Genomic DNA, 18,274 nt, shown 5'->3' on the forward strand with positions numbered 1-18,274 from the left:
CCGGATGGCCCGGATCCGCACCATCGACGGGGCGCCACCGCGTGCCGTCGCGGGTCCCTGGCGGCTGCTGGCCACGCCGGCGGGGTCGTGCGCCGGGCCGGGGGACCTCGACGGCCGCGACGGCTGGATCCCCGCCCCGGTGCCCGGCACCGCCGCCCGGGCGATGTCCGACGCCGGCCTCTGGCGCGAGGACGAGCCGGCGCCGATCCACGACCGGGACATCTGGTACCGCGCCCCCATCCCCGGGGCGGGCCGGGAGCGCCTGCGCTTCGAAGGGCTCGCGACGCTGGCCGAGATCTGGCTCGACGGCGTGCCGGTCATTGCCACTGATTCGATGTTCCGCCCCTGGACCTTCGAGGCCGAGCTGACCGGGAACAGCGAACTCGTCCTCTGCTTCCGCTCCCTCGCCGCGGCCCTGGCCAAGCCCCACAAGCGGGGCCGCTGGCGCCCCCGCCTCGCCACGCCCGGCTCCCTGCGCCATGCGCGCACCAGCCTGCTCGGCTTCATGCCCGGGTGGTCGCCAGTCATCGACCATGTCGGCCCGTTCCGGCCCGTGACCCGGGAGCAGGCTGGCGCGGGTCCCTTCGAGGCCGACCTGCGGGCCTCCCTCGACGGCACCACCGGCCGCCTCGTGGCCCGCCTGCGCCTCCCCGGTCTCGGGGGGAGGGCGGTGCTCCGCTGCGATGGCCGGGAAGCGTCCCTCGCAGAGGAGGAGCCCGGCCTGTTCGTCGGCGAGGTGGCGCTGCCGGGCATCGCCCCCTGGTGGCCGCACAGCCATGGCGAGCCGCGCCTCCACGGTGTGGAGGCCGACATCGGCGGCCGGAGGCTCGATCTCGGCCGGGTGGGCTTCCGCAGCATCGCGACCACCCGGCCCTTCGCGGAGGGCCTGAGCCTCTCCGTCAACGGCGTGCCGGTCTTCTGCCGGGGGGCGGTCTGGACGCCCGCCGACCTCGTCGGCCTCTCGGGCCACGCCGACAGCCTGCGCCCCCTGCTCGACCTCGCCCGGGAGGCGGGGGTGAACATGCTGCGCGTGCCGGGCATCACCCTCTACGAATCGGACGCGTTCCACGACCTTTGCGACGAGTACGGCATCATGGTCTGGCAGGATCTGATGCTGGCGAACTTCGATTACCCCCACGACGATCCGGCCTTCCGCGGGAGCCTCGCCGCCGAGATCGCCTCGTTCCTCGACCGCGCCCAGACGTCCCCCTCGCTCTGCGTGCTCTGCGGCGGCAGCGAGGTTTGGCAGCAGGCCGCCATGCTCGGCCTGCCGCGGGAGGCGTGGTCGGGCGGTTTCCCGGCGGAGGGGCTGCCCGGCCTTGCGGCCGAGGCGCGGCCGGACCTGATCGTGGTGCCGAACTCGCCCTCCGGGGGCGACCTGCCGTTCTCGGTGCGCGCGGGGGTGACGCATTACTTCGGCGTGGGCGCCTATCTCCGCCCCTTCGAGGATGCCCGCCGCGCCGAGGTGGGGTTCGCCAGCGAATGCCTCGCCTTCGCCAACGTCCCGGAGCCCCGCAGCCTGCGCCGCGCCGGGCTCACCGACCCCGCCGACCCACGCTGGGCGGCGGGAATCCCCCGCGACCGGGGGGCCGACTGGGATTTCGAGACGGTGCGCGACCATTACGTCGCCACCCTGTTCGGTGCCGATCCGGCGCGCCTGCGCACCGACGACCCGGAACGCTACCTCGCCCTCGGCCGGGCCGCCGTCGCGGAGGCCATGGAGGCGACCTTCGCCGAATGGCGCCGGGCCCGTTCGCCCACGGCCGGCGGCCTCGTCCTGTCCTGGCGCGACCTCGCCCCCGGCGCGGGCTGGGGGGTGATCGCCCATGACGGCGTGCCGAAATCCGCCTGGTATGCCCTGAAGCGCGCCTTCCGCCCGGTGCAGATCCTGCTGTCGGACGAGGGGCTCGACGGCCTGCACGTCCACGCCCTCAACGAGACGCCCCGGGCGGTGGAGGCGACGCTGCGCCTCGCCTTCCTCGACGCCGCCGGGACGCCGGTGGCCAAGGCCGAACGCCCGGTGACCCTGGCCCCGCGGACGTCGCTCAGCTGGAGTTCGGCCGACCTCCTCGGCCGGTTCTACGACGCGGCGGTGGCCTATCGCTTCGGCCCGGCCCAGCATCGCCTCGCCCACGCCGTCCTGCTGGACGGGGCTGGCGAGCCCATCGCCGATGCCTTCCAATTCCCCGCCGGCTGGGACGTGACGCCCGGACCCACGGGCCTCTCGGCCGACCTCCTGCAGGGCCCGGGGGGCTGGACCCTGCGCGTGTCGGCGGCACGGCCGGCGCTGTCCGTCCAGATCGACCTCGAAGGCGAAGGGCGGCCCGCGGAGAACGGGTTCCACCTCGTGCCCGGCCTCCCGCGGACGGTCCCGCTCCTCGGCGGCGACGGACGTCCACGGGGCACCGCACGCGCGCTCAACGACGACGGATCGGTGAGGTTCTGACGCCATGACGCTCGCCCTGGCCGAATCGGCCTTCACCGGAGGGACGCCGATCTCCTCCACGCCCGTCACCTTCGGCGGAATGCTCGGCTGGTACGGTGCCGGGCGCTCACGCCGCGGCGTCGTCCTGTGCGGCACCCTCGGCTACGAGCAGATCTCGGCCGGACGGGGATGGCGCCGGCTCGCGGACGATCTCACCGCAGCGGGCCACCCGACCCTGCGCTTCGACTATCCGGGCGAGGGTGACTCGGCCGATCCCGACACCGCCGACGTGGACGGCCTCGTCCGTGCGATCGGGAGCGCCGCGCGCTTCCTGCGGGGGGAGGGGGGCGCGGAGGAGATCGTCCTCGTAGGCCTCCGGCTCGGCGCGACGCTGGCCGCGCTCGCCGCCGGGGAGGGCGGGGTCGACCGCCTCGTGCTGCTGGCCCCCTTCGCCTCGGGCCGCGCCTACCTGCGCGAGATGACAATCCGCACCAAGACCATCGACCAGCTGCCGGACGGGCGCCCGTTCCCCCAGGACCCGGCCGCGCCCGTCTTCGGCGGCTTCCGGCCGGCTCCGGGCCTCCTCGCCTCCCTCGCGACGCTCGACCTCGCCAAGGTGCCGCCCGCGCCGGTGCCGAAGGTCCTGCTGCTGGGGCCGGACCCTTCGGGCCTCGCCGGACGCCTGCGGGACGGCGGCAGCGCCGTGGAGACGGGGCCGTTCCCCGGCCTCGCCCCCTTCCTGTCGAACGCCCTCATCTCCGAGACACCCCGCGAGGTCTTCGCCCAGGTGCTCGGCTTCGTCGCCGACGACGCGTCGGCCCGCCCCGGCACCCCGATGCCGGCGCCGCCGGCCGGGCCCATCGCGCATTCAAGCTGGACGGAGACGCTGGTGCGCTTCGGCGGAAACGCCGGCATCGTCTGCACGCCGCGTGTGTCCGATCCCACCATGCCGTCGGTATTGTTCCTCAATTCCGGCGTGAACCCGCGCTCAGGTTATGGCCGCCAGACGACGGACCTCGCCCGCGGTCTCGCGGCGATGGGCGTGAGGTCCCTGCGCATGGACCTGCGCGGCGTCGGCGACAGCGAGGACCGGGCGGACGGGAGCCTACCCCTCTACGCCCTCGACGCCCTCGCCGAGGCCCGGGCCGGCATCGACCGACTCGACGACGGCCGCGGCGTCGTCGTCACCGGCAATTGCAGCGGCGCCTTCCTCGGCTTCCATGCCGTCTGCGCCGATTCCCGGGTGCGGGCCGGCATCCTCTCGAATCTCTATTGTTTCGACTGGGACCCGAAGGCCGACCTCGCCGCCGCCCTCAAGCCAAGCTTCCGCAGCCCGGCGGCCTACGCGTCGCTGCTGCGCCGGCCCGATGCGTGGCGGCGCGTCCTGCGCGGGGAGGTGAAGGTCGGGGCCATCGCCTCCCGCCTCGCCGCCCTGGCGGGCGGGCGCCTGCGCCACGCGGCGGCGACGCTGCTGCGTCCGTTCCCCGCCCCGGACAGCGTCGCCGGGCGGGTCGCCGCGATCCGCAAGCGGGGGGCGCGACTCGTGCTCGTGTTCAGCGCGGGGGAGGCGGGCCTCGGCGAGGTCGCCGCCCATCTCGGCCGCTCTCCGGCCAAGGTCGCCCGGCGCCTCGGCCACCCCCTCGTGATCCTGCCGGACACCGACCACAACCTCAGCACCGCGGGGGCCCAGGAGCGGATGCGGGAGATCCTCGTGGCCACCCTCGCCGCCGCCGCCGCCGGACAAAGCCCGGGCCACCGGCGGTCCGCGGGGGAATGAGGCGCGGCCCTCAGAACCACGCCCGTAGGACGCCGCCGTCGAGGCGGTCGACGATCGCCCGCACATGGCTGAGCAGCCCGGCCCGAAGCGGCTCCGCGATGTCGGTCAGTCCCCCGATCTCGGCCGTCAGCACCGCCTCGACCTGCCCGGCGGGGTAGGCGATCTCCATGCGCAAGTGGCCCCGCGCTTCGCGCACCACCGAGAACAGCTCCCAGTAGGTCATCACGCACCAGAGCGGGAGGTAGCCGAACGGGGAGCGCGAGATGACCTGCTTCGGGTCCGCGCTGAGGGACGCGAAGACGTCACACAGGTAGGGCCACGAGGACAGTTGCGAGCCGGCGGCTCCGGTCCTGCTGTGCATGCTGCTCGTCCGCGGCTCGAATTCGCGGAAGACGGACACCTCCTCCAAGAGATCCATCACGCGGTAGCCCAGACGGGAATCGCCCGCGAAACGGCCGGCGACGAGGCACCCGTACCGCCCGCGCACCCGATCCAGGAGTTCGGCCGTGTAGACCGCGTGGCAGGCGAACGGCATGTCGAGATGCGTCGCCACATGCGGCCCGCCGTAGCCGTGCTCGCCGAAGAGGCGCACGTTCTCCGCGAACACGTCCCGGCTCTTCAGGACCGTGGGGCCGGACCCGTCCCACGCGCTGCCGAACTCGTATTGATGGAGCGGCTGGGCATTCTCCCCGTCGGCGTGGATGTCCACATCGACGTACAGCGACCTGAACGCGAAGCACGGGAGATCGGGGTATCGCGCGATGATCCGGTGCAGGTTATCGACGGCATCCGCCCGCCACATGGCCTTGTGCGTCATCGGGCAGACATAGGCGCCGCGCGCTTGGCCCAGCGCGTATTCGAACGCGCCCGCCATGTCGGGATCGGCCAGGGGCACCCGGGCGTAGCGGAACCGGCTGTCGAGCCGGGGGGCGAAATCCCGCCACCACCGTTCCTGCGTGCGCGTGTCGGCGCTCGTATCCACCAGCACATGCTCGAACTCCCCGCAGGTCTGGCGGAGAAGGCTGTCGAACACCCGGTCCATCAGGTGCGGGGCATGACGGGTCGGCGTCACGATGGAGAGGAGCGGCATGTAACCTGACGAATGTGGCGTACCCATCTGTCCACGATGTTTCGAAATGCCGACGCGCGAACATCTCCATTATAAGACGGCGTGAATTCGATAAACCAATTGGGGATTGTATTACTTAAGTCGCGGTTCAATCCTTGGGATCGAGGATCTGCGCCGCTTCGAACGCAAAAGGCCAATGCGATGCGCGGGGGCGCGGTCGCATTGGCCTTCCACCGTGGGACGGCCCGACGACGTGTCGGGCCGCTCCGTCGCGGGGCGTTACGAGCAGCCTGTGGTGCCGCCGCAGGTGTCGCACTTCAGGCAGGTCCCGTTCCGCACGAGGGTGAAGTTCGCGCATTCCGGGCAGGCTTCGCCGACATAGCCCTTCATCTTCGCCTCGGCCCGGCGGTCCTCCACCGTCCGCACCGGCGCGGCGAAGGCCAGGGTCTCGACCAGCTGGACCTGCTCGGCGGGTTCCGCCTTCAGGGCCGTCGCACCGCGCACGGCGTGGACCGTGCCGCCGGCCGGGGCGCTCTGCCCCGCCGAGGCCGAGGCCACCCCCAGGATCGCCCCGGCCGGGCCGCCCTGGATCACGGTCAGCCGGTCGGCCGAGCCGCGGAGCAGGCCGCGGGAGACGATGGACGCCGCCGAGGGCGCCTTCGGGGGCTCGCGGGTCGTGTCCCCCGCCTCGCCGCCGCCGAGCACCGTGTTGCCGATCTCGGCCGGGCTGACATGGGCGAGGTCCGTGCGGCCGAGATACGAGATCGCCAGCTCGCGGAACACGTAGTCCAGCAGCGAGGTCGCGTTCTTGATCGCATCGTTGCCCTGCACGAAGCCCGAGGGCTCGAACCGGGTGAAGGTGAAGGCCTCCACGAACTCCTCCAGCGGCACGCCGTACTGGAGGCCGAGGGAGATCGCGATGGCGAAGTTGTTCATCAGGCTGCGGAAGGCGGCGCCCTCCTTGTGCATGTCGATGAAGATCTCGCCGAGACGCCCGTCATCGTACTCGCCGGTGCGCAGGTACACCTTGTGGCCGCCGACCACGGCCTTCTGGGTGTAGCCCTTGCGCCGGCCCGGCAGCTTCTCCCGCGAGCGGATGCGCTCCACCCGCTCGATCACCCGCTCCACGATCCGCTCGGCCGCCGCCGCCGCCTTGGCCGCCGCCGGAGCCTGGACCAGGGCCTCGATCACCTCGTCCGCGTCCTCCTCCTCGTCGGCGATCAGCGCCGAGTTCAGGGGCTGCGAGAGCTTCGAGCCGTCGCGGTAGAGGGCGTTCGCCTTGAGGGCGAGGCGCCAGGACAGCAGGTAGGCCGCCTTGCAATCCTCCACCGTGGCGTCGTTGGGCATGTTGATGGTCTTGGAGATCGCCCCCGAGATGAACGGCTGGGCGGCCGCCATCATGCGGATATGGCTCTCCACCGAGAGGTAGCGCTTGCCGATCCGCCCGCAGGGGTTGGCGCAATCGAACACCGCGTAGTGCTCGATCTTGAGGAACGGCGCGCCTTCCAGCGTCATCGCCCCGCAGACATGGGTGTTGGCGGCCTCGATGTCCTTCTTGCTGAAGCCGAGGAAGGGCAGCAGCTCGAAGGTCGGGTCGGCGAGCTTCTCCGCCGGGACCTTGAGGGTCTGGATGAGGAAATCGTCGCCCAGCGTCCAGCGGTTGAACACGAACTTGATGTCGAAAGCCGACTTCAGGCCCCTCTCCACCGAGGCGATCTTCTCGTCGGTGAAGCCCTTGGCGCGCAGGCTCCCCGGGTTGATGGCCGGGGCCTGGCCGAGGGAGCCGTGGCCGACGGCGTAGGCCTCCATCTCGGCGATGTCGCTCTCCCGGTAGCCGAGCGAGCGCAGGGCGTCCGGCACGGCGCGGTTGATGATCTTGAAGTAGCCGCCGCCCGCGAGCTTCTTGAACTTCACCAGGGCGAAGTCCGGCTCGATGCCGGTGGTGTCGCAATCCATCACGAGGCCGATCGTGCCGGTGGGCGCGATCACCGTCGCCTGGGCGTTGCGGTACCCGTGCTCCTCGCCGAGCATCAGCGCCCGGTCCCAGGCGGCGCGGGCGTGCTGGCCCAGATCCTCCTGCGGGATGTTGGCGTGGTCCAGCGGCACCGGGGCGATGTTCAGGAACTCGTACCCGTCGGCCTCGCCGTGGGCGGCCCGCCGATGGTTTCGGATCACCTTCAGCATCGCGTCGGCGTTCTCGTCGTAGGCGGGGAACGCGCCGAGTTCGGCCGCCATCTCCGCCGAGGTGGCATAGGCCACGCCGGTCATGATCGCGGTCAGCGCCCCGGCGAGCGCCCGGCCCTCATGCGAGTCGTAGGACAAGCCCATGGTCATCAGCAGGCCGCCGATGTTGGCGTAGCCGAGGCCGAGCGTCCGGTAGCGGTAGGACAGCGCCGCGATCTCCCGCGAGGGGAACTGCGCCATCAGCACCGAGATCTCGAGCACCACCGTCCAGAGGCGGTTGACGTGCTCGTAGCCCGCCACGTCGAACCGCTTCGCGGCGCGGTCGTAGAGGGTCAGCAGGTTCGTGGAGGCGAGGTTGCAGGCCGTGTCGTCGAGGAACATGTACTCGGAGCACGGGTTCGAGGCCCGGATCCGCCCGCCCGCCGGGCAGGTGTGCCAATCGTTCATCGTGGTGTTGAAGTGCAGGCCCGGATCCGCCGAGGCCCAGGCCGCCTCGCCGATCTTCTCCCACAGGTCCCGGGCCTTCACGGTCTTGGCCACCTTGCCGGTGACGCGGGCGGTGAGGTTCCAGTCCTTGTCCGCATCGACGGCGCGGAGGAAGTCGTCGGTCAGCGAGACGGAGTTGTTGGAGTTCTGGCCGGCGACGGTGAGGTAGGCCTCCGAATCCCAATCGGTGTCGTAGAGGGGGAATTCGATCTTGGTATAGCCCTGCTTGGCGAACTGGATGACGCGCTTGGTGTAGCCGTCCGGCACCATCTCCTTGCGGGCGGCCTTCACGGCCTTCTTCAGCGCCGGGTTCCGCTCGGGATCGAAGCAGGCATCGCCCTCAGCCTCGCACTGGGTGCAGGCCTTCATCACCGCCTGCAGGTGCTTGGACACGATCTTGGAGCCGGTCACCAGGGCGGCGACCTTCTGCTCTTCCTTCACCTTCCAGTCGATGAAGGATTCGATGTCCGGGTGATCGATGTCGACGATCACCATCTTGGCCGCCCGGCGCGTGGTGCCGCCCGACTTGATGGCGCCCGCCGCCCGGTCGCCGATCTTCAGGAACGACATCAGGCCCGAGGACTTGCCGCCGCCCCCGAGCTTCTCGTTCTCCGAGCGCAGCATCGAAAAGTTGGAGCCGGTGCCGGAGCCGTACTTGAACAGGCGCGCCTCACGGACCCACAGGTCCATGATGCCGCCGTCGTTCACGAGGTCGTCCTGCACCGACTGGATGAAGCAGGCATGGGGCTGCGGGTGCTCGTAGGCGCTGCTCGAGCGCGTCAGCTCACCGGTGCGGTAATCGCAGTAGAAGTGGCCCTGGCCCGGCCCGTCGATGCCGTAGGCCCAATGCAGGCCGGTGTTGAACCATTGCGGCGAGTTCGGCGCCACCATCTGGCGGGCGAGCATCACGCGCAGCTCGTCCATGAACGCGCTCGCATCTTCCTCGGAGGAGAAGTAGCCGCCCTTCCAGCCCCAATAGGTCCAGCAGCCCGCGAGCCGGTCGAACACCTGCGTGGCCGAGATCTCCGAGCCGAAGCGCTCCTCCTCCGGCACCTCGGCCAGGGCCGCCTCGTCCGGCACCGAGCGCCAGAGGAACGAGGGGACGTCGTTCTCCTCGACCTTCTTCAGGCGGGCGGGGACGCCGGCCTTGCGGAAGTACTTCTGCGCCAGGACGTCGCTCGCGACCTGGCTCCAGCTTTCCGGCACGTCGATGCCGTCCAGCCGGAACACCACCGAGCCGTCCGGATTGCGAATCTCGCTCAGCGCCTTGCGGAACGGGATGTCCGCGTAGGGCGACTGGCCGGCTTTGGTGTAGCGACGCTCGAACCGCATAAGACACACCTCTCCCAGCGGGGCGACGTGCCCCGTTCCCGCCCATGGCGGGGGTTGGCCCCCTCGCGAGGGCGGCGGAACCGGCCCTGCCCGCACTGGGCAAGTTCCGGTGTCGCCATGATGATTCTAGAGGCGGCGGTGGCCCGCTGAACGCATCAACCGAGGGGCACCACCTTGACCCGGAGATTAGCGCCGGGCGCCTCTTTCCGTCAACAAGTGGTGTTGGGACCCGGAGTTCCCCGCTAGATGTAGTAGGCTGCGCCAAATCCCTGTGGATATCTGCACGGCCCCGCTTAAGTGCCCTTCCTGGCCCGAGGATTTCCGGCGGGAATATTTTGTGTCCACATGCGTCCGGCGGGGTGGGGGAAGTCCGCGGCGGTATCGCGCAGGTGCAGGCGTGGCATCCCTGCGACAGGGGGCCCGGCACTGGACTCGCGGGCGCGCGCTGCCCATAACCGCGTCCGACGCGCCCGCGGCGCGCTCGAAATCGGATCCGGTGATGGCCCTCAAGGACACCCTGCTGCGCATCTTCACGTGGTGGAACGGCCAGACCGTCTCGGTGGCCGTCCAGACCGCGCGCTCGGGCATTTTCGTGGGCGAGGACGATTTCGGCAACAAGTACTACAAGGCGCAGGGCGCCCTGATCGACCGTTCGGTCGGCAGCGAGCGGCGCTGGGTGGTCTATAACGGCTACGCGGATGCCTCGAAGGTGCCTCCGGGCTGGCGCGGCTGGCTCTGCCACAACGTCGATGTCGCCCCGAGCGAGGAGCAGTACACCCCCAAGCCCTGGCAGAAGCCGCACGTCGAGAACCAGACCGGCACGGCCAATGCCTACCGGCCGCAGGGCTCGCAGCTCTCCTGGGGCTCGCGCCCGGCCGCCACCGGCGACTATGCGCCCTGGTCGCCGGAATAGGCCCCTCCGCACGCCCGGAGCGATGCGGGGCGCCCTTTTGCCGCCACCGTTGCGGTGTTGAACCGGACGCGTTCCGCCCGCCGCCAGACCGCCGAGAGGCACTTGCCTTGAGCCGCACCACCTCCCGCGCCATCCGGGCGCTCTGCTTCGGCGCCGCGATCCTCGCCGCAGGCCCGGCGCTGGCCGACAAGATCAAGAACCCGACCGCGGTGTTCTCCGGCCTGGACAAGATCACCGGGCGCATCGTCTCGTTCGAGGTGGCGGTGGACGAGACCGTCCAGTTCGGCGCCCTGCAGCTGACGCCCCGGGTCTGCTACTCGCGCCCGCCGACCGAGCCGGCCAAGACGACGGCCTTCCTCGAAGTCGACGAGGTCACCCTCGACAACAAGTACCGCCGCATCTTCACGGGCTGGATGTTCGCATCGAGCCCCGGCCTGCACGCCATCGAGCACCCGATCTACGACGTGTGGCTCGTGGACTGTAAGGGCGGCAACGACGTGATCGCCGAGGCGAAGGAGCAGGAGGACGTCCCGGCCCTCGCCGCCAAACCGGAGAAGCCGAAGCGGAAGGACGCGAACAAGGCTGTCCAGCAGGTGAATTCGGCCGGGCAGGTGGATGTCGAGGCGCCCCGCGGCGTCCCCGTCCAGCCGAAGCAGAAGCCCTCACGGAAGTTCTTCCCGTCGAACGAGGGCCCGGCCCCGGCTCCGCCGCCGCCCGCCCAGCCGCAATCGATCTTCGACGCGATCTTCCGGTAGGGAGGCTTTTCGCGGCGAGGCTTTCGCTCGCAGAGGCACTCCCGCCGCTCATTTCGTCCCAGCGATCCGCGCCCTTTCGTCTTTGCGAGCGAAGCGAAGCAATCCAGGGCAGCGGGACTCTCCAGGACATCGCGCGTCCCCGGCTTCCTTCACTGCGCTCGCACAGGCGGGATGGGATCACGGCGGGCGATCCCACCTCCCCGACCCCTCCGGCCAGACACCGAAGCGGGAGGTGGGAGGATCCGACTGTCCAACGAACCTTCCGAGACAGTGAGGCGCGTCTCCACGAACCGCGCCGGGCGGATCACCCGAGCGCCGCCATCACCTGCTCCCCGGTGACGCTGCCGTCCCGCGGCCAGACGGCCCAGTCCGCCTCCGCATCGAGGGCGGCGGCGAGGCGCCGTTTGTAGGCGTGCCGGGGGATCTCCTCGGCGCCGAACTGGGCGAGGTGGTCCGTCACGAACTGAGTATCGGCGAGTCGGTAGCCCCCCGTCCTGAGGCGGGCCATCAGGTGGACCAGGGCGACCTTCGACGCGTCCCGCTCCAAGTGGAACATGCTCTCGCCGAAGAAGGCCGCGCCGAGGGACACCCCGTAGAGCCCGCCGACGAGCCGGCGCGGCTCGCGGGCGTAGACCTCCACCGTGTGGACGTAGCCGTCATCGAACAGGGCGCCGTAGAGGTCGCGGATGCGGCCGTTGATCCAGGTGCGCTCGCTGTCCCGGCGCGGGCCGGCGCAGCCCTGGATGATCCCGTCGAAATCCGTGTCGGAGCAGACCTCGAAATGGTCGGCCCGCACCGTCCGGGCGAGGCGGCGGGAGATCCTAAACCCGTCGAGGGGCAGGATGCCCCTGGCCCGGGGCTCGACCCAGTACAGCGTCGGATCGTCCGCATCCTCCGCCATCGGGAAGATCCCGGCAGCGTAGGCCTTCAGGAGGATTTCGGGCGTGATGTCGATACGGGCACCGTCATGCATGCCGGAAATGTCGCCCGGCGGAGGCCGAAACGCCAGAGCCCGAATGGGCCCGCGGCGTCAGGTCTTCAGGTCGCCCGAGGCGAGGGCGGTCTCCAGCCAGTGGATGTCGTACATGCCGTTCTGCACGTCCTGATTGCGGACCAGGGCGCGGAAGAGGGGGAGGGTGGTGTCGACACCGTCGATGACGAATTCGTCCAGGGCCCGGCGCAGGCGCATCAGGCACTCGTTCCGGGTGCGGCCGTGGACGATGAGCTTGCCGATCAGCGAATCGTAGTTCGGCGGGATGCGGTAGCCCTGGAAGGCCGCCGAATCGACGCGCACCCCAAGGCCCCCCGGCGGGTGGTAGTAGGTGATCTGCCCCGGCGAGGGCCGGAAGGTCTCCGGGTCCTCGGCGTTGATGCGGCACTCGATGGCATGGCCCTCGACGCGGATGTCCTCCTGCGCCACGGACAGGGGCGCCCCCGCCGCCACCCGGATCTGCTCGTTCACGAGGTCGATGCCGGTGATCATCTCGGTGACCGGATGCTCGACCTGGATCCGGGTGTTCATCTCGATGAAGTAGAAGCGCCCGTCCTCGTACAGGAACTCCACGGTCCCGGCGCCCAGGTAGCCGAGCTTCTTCATGGCGTTGGCGCAGATGCCGCCGATCTCGGCCCGCATCGCCTCGTTTAGGGCGGGCGACCCGCCTTCTTCCCACACCTTCTGGTGGCGGCGCTGGAGGGAGCAATCGCGCTCGGCGAGGTGGACGGCACCGCCCGCGCCATCGCCGAGCACCTGCACCTCGATATGGCGCGGCTTCTCCAGATACTTCTCGAGGTAGACCGAATCGTCGCCGAAGGCCGCCTTCGCCTCCGAGCGGGCCATGCCGATCGCCTGATCCAGGTCGGCCTCGGTGCGGGCAACCTTCATGCCGCGACCGCCACCGCCAGAGGCGGCCTTCACCAGCACGGGGTAGCCGATCTCGGCGGCGACGCGCTTGGCCTCCTCGCCGGTCTCGACCCCGCCCTCGGAGCCCGGGACGCAGGGGATGCCGAGCTTCAGCGCCGTGCGCTTCGCCTCGATCTTGTCGCCCATGATGCGGATGTGCTCGGCCTTGGGGCCGATGAACCCGATCTCGTGGTGGGCCAGCACCTCGGCGAACCGGGCGTTCTCCGAAAGGAAGCCGTAGCCCGGATGCACCGCGTCCGCCCCGGTGATCTCGCAGGCGGCGATGATCGAGGGGATGTTGAGGTAGCTGTCGCGCGCCGCGGGGGGGCCGATGCACACGCTCTCGTCGGCGAGGCGGACATGCATGGCGTCCGCATCGGCGGTGGAATGCACCGCGACGGTGGCGATGCCGAGTTCCTTCGCCGCCCGCAGGATCCGCAGCGCGATCTCGCCCCGGTTGGCGATCAGAATCTTGTCGAACATGGGGGCTGCTTCTCGGGCGACGGAGCGTCAGGCGATGACGAGGAGCGCCTCGCCGAACTCGACCGGCTGACCGTCCTCGATGAAGATCGCCGTGACGGTGCCGGCCCGCGGCGCGACGATCTCGTTGAAGGTCTTCATCGCCTCGATCAGCAGGAGCTTGTCGCCGACCTCGACCCGCGACCCGACGTCGATGAACGCCTTCGCCTCCGGCGAGGGCCGGAGGTAGGCGGTGCCCACCATCGGCGAGGGGACGGTGCCGGGTTCGACGCGCGCCGGCTCGGCCGGGGCGAGGGCTGCCGGCAGCTGCATCGGGGCGGGGCCGGCCGCCGCGACGGGGGCGGGCGCCGCCATCTGCACGGTCACGGGCTCGATCCGGCGCGCCACGCGGATGCGCAGGTCGCCCTTCTCGACCTCGATCTCCGACAAACCCGTCTCTGTGACGAGGTGGGCGAGCTCGCGGACAAGCTCGGGATCGATGGAGTCGTGCTTGGGCATCCGGCCTTCTTCGTCTGGCATCGGTCCGATCGTCCGGCGGGCGGGGGCTCAGCTCGACCGGGCGCCGGGGGGGCATCCGCGGATCACCGCGGGCGCCCGCGGTCTTAGACGAAGGCGCCCCGCCGCGACAAGGCCGCCATCGAACAGGTCAGTCCCGCAGGATCAGCAGGAGGCGTGGCCGCACTGCCGGACGTCGGTGATCGTCTTGCGCATCGGCTCCACGCCGACGGCACCCGGGATCACTTCGTCGCCGATGATGAAGGCCGGCGTTCCCGACAAACCGAGACGGTCGCCGAGGCCGCGGTTCTCGGCGATCACCGCCTTCACCTCGGGGGACGCCATGTCCTTCTGCAGCTTGGCGGTATCGACGCCCATCTGCTTGGCCACGTCCAGGGCCTTGGCGCCGTTCACCCGGCCCTTGGACTCGAGCAGCTTCTGGTGAAACTCGAAGAGCTTGTCGCCCTTCAGCTGCTGCGCCACGGCGACGGCGACCTGGCTCGCCTCCACCGATTCCGGGCCGAGCACCGGGAAGTCCTTGATGACGACCCGGAGCTTCGGATCGGCCTTGATCAGCGACTGCACGTCGCCGAGCGCCTTCCGGCAGTAGCCGCAATTGTAGTCGAAGAACTCCACCAGGGTGACGTCCCCGGTCGGGTTGCCGGCGACCACGTCGTGCTTGCCGTTCACCAGCAGCTCGCGGGATTCCTTGAGGGCCGCCGACTGGGCGAGGCGCTGGGTCTCGACCTGCCGCTTCTCGGCCTCGGCCATCACGTCCTGCAGGACGTCGGGGTTCTTGATCAGGTAGTCCTTGATGATCCCCTCGATCGCCGTGCGCTGGGCGTCGGTGAAGGGGGCCGCGGCACTCTGCGCGAGGACGGGGGCGGCAGCGCCGAGACTGAGCGCCAGCGCAAGGGCGGGGAGGGCACGGGAGAAGGGCATGGAACCTCGCGAGACGCGAATGCCGGCCATGCCGGACGCGCATTGAGCGTATTGTCGAGGGGTTTGGCGATTTCGCGGCACGCGGTCAAATAGGCCGTGAGCGCCGGTAGGGCGCGCGAACCTCCACGGATCCAATGCCGCGTCCCTCCCGCCGGGCCTCGACCGTCGCGCCGTTCATGGTCATGGACGTGATGAGCGCCGCCGCGGCGCGGGAACGCGCCGGCCTCGACGTGGTGCACATGGAGGTCGGGCAGCCCTCGGCCGGCGCCCCCCGGCCGGTCATCGAGGCCGTGCAGCGGGCGCTCGCCCTCGGCCGCGTGCCCTATACGGAGGCGCTGGGCCTGCCGGCCCTGCGCGAGCGCATCGCCCGGGATTACCGCACCCGCTACGGCGTCACGGTCTCCCCCGAGCAGGTGGTGGTGACGACCGGCTCCTCGGCGGGCTTCCTCCTGGCCTTCATGGCCCTGTTCGATGCGGGCGACCGGGTCGGCGTGCCGCAGCCGGGCTACCCGGCCTACCGCAACATCCTCGCATCCCTGGGCGTCGAGCCGGTGCCGATGGTGCTGCGCGACGAGGATCGCTTCGCCCCGACCGCCGACCTCCTGTCGGCGACCCATGGCGCCGGGGCGCTCGACGGTCTGCTGGTGATGAGCCCGGCCAACCCGTCCGGCACGGTCATCACGCCGGAGGCCCTGGGCGAACTCTGCGCCCGCGCCCGGCTCCGCGGCCTGCCGCTCATCTCGGACGAGATCTACCACGGCCTGACTTACGGCGCCCCGGCCGCCACGGCCCTGCAGTTCGAGCCGGACGCGGTGATCATCAACTCGTTCTCGAAGTACCATTGCATGACCGGCTGGCGGATCGGCTGGATGGTCGTGCCCGAGAGCCTGCTGCGCGCGGTCGAGCGGCTGGCGCAGAACCTCTACATCTCGGCGCCCTACCTCTCGCAGGTCGGCGCGCTGGCGGCCTTCGACGCGACGGAGGAGCTGGAGGCCGTCCGGGAGGGCTACGCCCGGAACCGTGCGATCCTGCTCGACGCCTTCCCCGGCCTCGGCCTCGGCAAGGTCCACCCGGCGGACGGGGCGTTCTACGTCTACGCCGACGTGTCGAACCTCACCGGCGACGCGGCGGGCTACTGCCGGAGGATGCTGGACGAGGCCGGCATCGCGGCGACGCCGGGTCTCGACTTCGACCCGGCGGCCGGAGGGCACCACATCCGGTTCTCGTTCGCTGGCTCCGAGGCGGATTGCCGGAACACCGTGGCCCGGCTGCGGACGTGGCTCGGCTGACGCGCCGACCCATCGCGGTCCTGCCCGGAAAGCGCAGCGATGCCGGGATGCCCCTCCGTCATCGGTCGCGATGACCGCGAGGGGGTGGATCTCCCCACCCGGCTCCGTCAGCCCGCCCGAACGAGCGACACCACCGCGTCGTGCAGCTCCGAGAAGTGCCCGATCACCCGGTCCGGCGCCAACTCGGCCACGGGGGTGTCGGTGTAGCCGAAGGTCACGGCGACCACGGGGATCCCGGCCGCCTTGGCGGTGTCGATGTCCGTGCGCGAATCGCCCACCATCACCGCCCGCGCCGGGTCTCCGCCCGCCCGCGCGATGGTTTCGGTGAGGTGGCGGGGGTCGGGCTTGTACTGCGGAAACGTGTCCCGGCCGCAGATGGCGGCGAAGCGGTCGGCCACACCCAGCACGGTGAGGAGCTTCACCGACTGCCCCTCGTACTTGTTCGTGCAGACGGCGAGGCGGAAACCTGCCTGCTCCAGCCGGCCGAGGGCCGGGACCACGCCGTCGAACAGGTGGGACGAACCGGCCAGATGCTCGCCGTAATGGGCGATGAACTCATCGAACAGCCGGTCGTGCTCGGCGGGCGAGAGGGCGCGCCCCTCGGCCTCGAAGCCCCGGCGGATCAGGGCCTTCGCCCCGGCGCCGATCAGCTCGCGGGCCTGGGACAGGGGAAGCTCGGCCAGCCCTTCGCGCGTCAGGAGGACGTTGAGCGTGCCGATCAGGTCACCCGCCGTCTCGGCGAGGGTGCCGTCGAGGTCGAACACGGCGATGGGCGGGGCGGCCATGGCGTTTTCCGTCTTTTCGGTGAGGCGTCGCCTCGCTATCCCCCGCCCGGGCAGGCGGCAAGGGGCGCACCTTGCCTAACACTCGCCCGAAACCTCGGCGAAAGCAGCGCTTCCTTCCTGCGGATGTCCCATGCGCCCGATCCTGCCGACGCTCCTCGTCTGCGCCACCCTGAACGCGGTGCCCGCCGTGGCGGCGTCGTATGAGTTCGTGCCCGCCCCGCAGACCGACCTGAACCGCATGTACCGGGTCGACAAGGTAACCGGCGAGGTCACCTCCTGCCAATACGGATTGCAGGAATCCGGCGGCGGCATCGGCCAGACCGTGTGTTTCGGGGCCGGGGAGGGGGCGGGGCCGCAGCCCCCGTCCGAATACGGCCTCGTCGCCAGCCGCCACGCCCGCGAGGCGGGGGTGTTCCGGGTGAACTACCGCACCGGCGAGATGAGCATCTGCTTCGTGCTGGTGAAGAAGGAGCAGGTCGTCTGCACCCAGCAGAGCCGCCCCGGCGCCGAGCCGCCCGAGGGCGCGGCGATCCCGAGCACCTCCGCGGGCCGGCCGGGACCGAGCGCCACTCCTCCACAGGGCGGCCGTCCGTGAGGGCGAAGGCGCATCCCACCCGTTCCGGTCGGGCGGGCGACATGGTAGGGGCGCGACGAACGTCCCTCCCGGGCCCCCGGACCATGTGCGCCACCGACCACGATACGATTCACCGGAACGCCGCCCGATGAGCGGCCCGGACCTCCGCCGCGCCGCCGCGGCCCGCGCCCTCGACCTGGTCGAGCCCGGCATGCGCCTCGGCCTCGGCACGGGCTCCACCGCCGCCGCCTTCGTAGACCTGCTGGGCGCCCGGGTGCGCGACGGGCTCGACGTCGTCGGCGTCCCCACCTCCGAGGCGACCCACCGGCAGGCCGAGGGCCTCGGCATCCGCCTCGCCCGGTTGGACGAGGTGCCCCATCTCGACCTCACGATCGACGGGGCGGACGAGGTGGACGATCACCTGCGCCTCATCAAGGGCGGGGGCGCGGCCCTCCTGCGCGAGAAGATCGTCGCCTGTGCGAGCGACCGCATGGTGGTGATCGCCGATGCGGCCAAGCGTGTGGCGACGCTGGGCGCCTTCCCGCTCCCCATCGAGGTCAACCTGTTCGGCCTCGCCGCGACCCGGCTCGCCGTCGAGGCCGCCGTCGCCGCCGCGGGCTGCCAGGGCCCGGTGGACCTGCGCCTCGGCAAGGATGGAAAGCCGGTGATGACCGACGGCGGCCACGCCATCCTCGATGCGAGGCTCGGCACGATCCCCGATCCCGAGCGCCTCGGCGCCGCCCTCTGGTCCGTCCCCGGCGTGGTGGAACACGGTCTGTTCCTCGGCATCGCGACGGCTGCGATCCTGGCCGCCGATGTCGGCGGCCGGGCGGAAGTGACCGTCCTCGGCCGCCTCGTCTGACTCGAA

The 18,274-nt window shown here is 70.9% G+C and carries 14 protein-coding genes; 7 read left to right on the forward strand and 7 right to left on the reverse strand.

Annotated features, from left to right (window positions below; translation table 11 throughout):
• Positions 1–4: 4 nt before the first annotated feature.
• Together MKK53_RS23595 and MKK53_RS23600 are read left to right on the forward strand one after the other, a co-directional pair.
• A complete protein-coding gene (locus tag MKK53_RS23595; RefSeq protein ID WP_243931366.1) occupies positions 5–2,446 on the forward strand; it encodes a glycosyl hydrolase 2 galactose-binding domain-containing protein in 2,442 nt (813 codons plus the stop codon).
• A 4-nt stretch (positions 2,447–2,450) separates the two neighbouring features.
• The gene (locus MKK53_RS23600) at positions 2,451–4,202 is read left to right on the forward strand and encodes an alpha/beta hydrolase (protein WP_243931368.1); all 1,752 of its coding nucleotides are present in this window, start codon (positions 2,451–2,453) and stop codon (positions 4,200–4,202) included.
• A 10-nt stretch (positions 4,203–4,212) separates the two neighbouring features.
• Here MKK53_RS23600 and MKK53_RS23605 read toward each other — a convergent pair whose 3' ends face one another.
• Together MKK53_RS23605 and MKK53_RS23610 are read right to left on the reverse strand one after the other, a co-directional pair.
• Positions 4,213–5,292, reverse strand: a complete 1,080-nt coding sequence (locus tag MKK53_RS23605) for a glycosyltransferase family 2 protein (protein WP_243931370.1) — start codon at positions 5,290–5,292, stop codon at positions 4,213–4,215.
• Between the two features lie 258 nt (positions 5,293–5,550).
• The gene (locus MKK53_RS23610; RefSeq protein WP_243931372.1) at positions 5,551–9,273 is read right to left on the reverse strand and encodes a vitamin B12-dependent ribonucleotide reductase; all 3,723 of its coding nucleotides are present in this window, start codon (positions 9,271–9,273) and stop codon (positions 5,551–5,553) included.
• 499 nt (positions 9,274–9,772) lie between these two features.
• On the opposite strand from MKK53_RS23610, the gene MKK53_RS23615 reads away from it, so the two are divergent.
• Entirely contained in the window at positions 9,773–10,186 is a 414-nt protein-coding gene (locus MKK53_RS23615) for an NADH:ubiquinone oxidoreductase subunit NDUFA12 (protein WP_243931374.1), read from the forward strand.
• A 107-nt stretch (positions 10,187–10,293) separates the two neighbouring features.
• Positions 10,294–10,941 (forward strand): DUF2155 domain-containing protein, encoded by a 648-nt coding sequence (locus MKK53_RS23620; protein ID WP_243931376.1) that lies wholly within the window; start codon positions 10,294–10,296, stop codon positions 10,939–10,941.
• A gap of 304 nt (positions 10,942–11,245) precedes the next feature.
• On the opposite strand, the gene aat is transcribed toward MKK53_RS23620, so the two are convergent.
• The 4 genes from aat to MKK53_RS23640 form a co-directional block, all read right to left on the reverse strand.
• Positions 11,246–11,914, reverse strand: a complete 669-nt coding sequence (aat, locus tag MKK53_RS23625; RefSeq protein ID WP_243931378.1) for a leucyl/phenylalanyl-tRNA--protein transferase — start codon at positions 11,912–11,914, stop codon at positions 11,246–11,248.
• A gap of 57 nt (positions 11,915–11,971) precedes the next feature.
• Positions 11,972–13,324: an acetyl-CoA carboxylase biotin carboxylase subunit gene (accC, locus tag MKK53_RS23630; RefSeq protein WP_243931380.1), complete on the reverse strand. Its 1,353-nt coding sequence runs from the start codon at positions 13,322–13,324 to the stop codon at positions 11,972–11,974.
• A gap of 27 nt (positions 13,325–13,351) precedes the next feature.
• Entirely contained in the window at positions 13,352–13,819 is a 468-nt protein-coding gene (gene accB, locus MKK53_RS23635) for an acetyl-CoA carboxylase biotin carboxyl carrier protein (RefSeq protein ID WP_243931851.1), read from the reverse strand.
• Positions 13,820–13,981: 162 nt separating this feature from the next.
• Positions 13,982–14,758: a DsbA family protein gene (locus MKK53_RS23640; protein WP_243931382.1), complete on the reverse strand. Its 777-nt coding sequence runs from the start codon at positions 14,756–14,758 to the stop codon at positions 13,982–13,984.
• Between the two features lie 134 nt (positions 14,759–14,892).
• On the opposite strand from MKK53_RS23640, the gene MKK53_RS23645 reads away from it, so the two are divergent.
• Positions 14,893–16,047 carry a pyridoxal phosphate-dependent aminotransferase gene (locus MKK53_RS23645; protein WP_243931385.1) on the forward strand — a complete coding sequence of 385 codons (1,155 nt, stop codon included), beginning with the start codon at positions 14,893–14,895 and terminating at the stop codon, positions 16,045–16,047.
• Between the two features lie 107 nt (positions 16,048–16,154).
• Here MKK53_RS23645 and MKK53_RS23650 read toward each other — a convergent pair whose 3' ends face one another.
• Positions 16,155–16,832: a phosphoglycolate phosphatase gene (locus tag MKK53_RS23650; RefSeq protein ID WP_243931387.1), complete on the reverse strand. Its 678-nt coding sequence runs from the start codon at positions 16,830–16,832 to the stop codon at positions 16,155–16,157.
• 130 nt (positions 16,833–16,962) lie between these two features.
• Between MKK53_RS23650 and MKK53_RS23655 the strand changes: the two genes are divergently transcribed.
• Complete coding sequence (locus MKK53_RS23655) at positions 16,963–17,427, forward strand: hypothetical protein (RefSeq protein WP_243931389.1); 465 nt, start codon at positions 16,963–16,965, stop codon at positions 17,425–17,427.
• A 127-nt stretch (positions 17,428–17,554) separates the two neighbouring features.
• Positions 17,555–18,268, forward strand: a complete 714-nt coding sequence (gene rpiA, locus MKK53_RS23660; protein ID WP_243931391.1) for a ribose-5-phosphate isomerase RpiA — start codon at positions 17,555–17,557, stop codon at positions 18,266–18,268.
• Positions 18,269–18,274: the final 6 nt, after the last annotated feature.

The organism is Methylobacterium sp. J-076 (assembly GCF_022829405.1).
Lineage (GTDB): Bacteria > Pseudomonadota > Alphaproteobacteria > Rhizobiales > Beijerinckiaceae > Methylobacterium.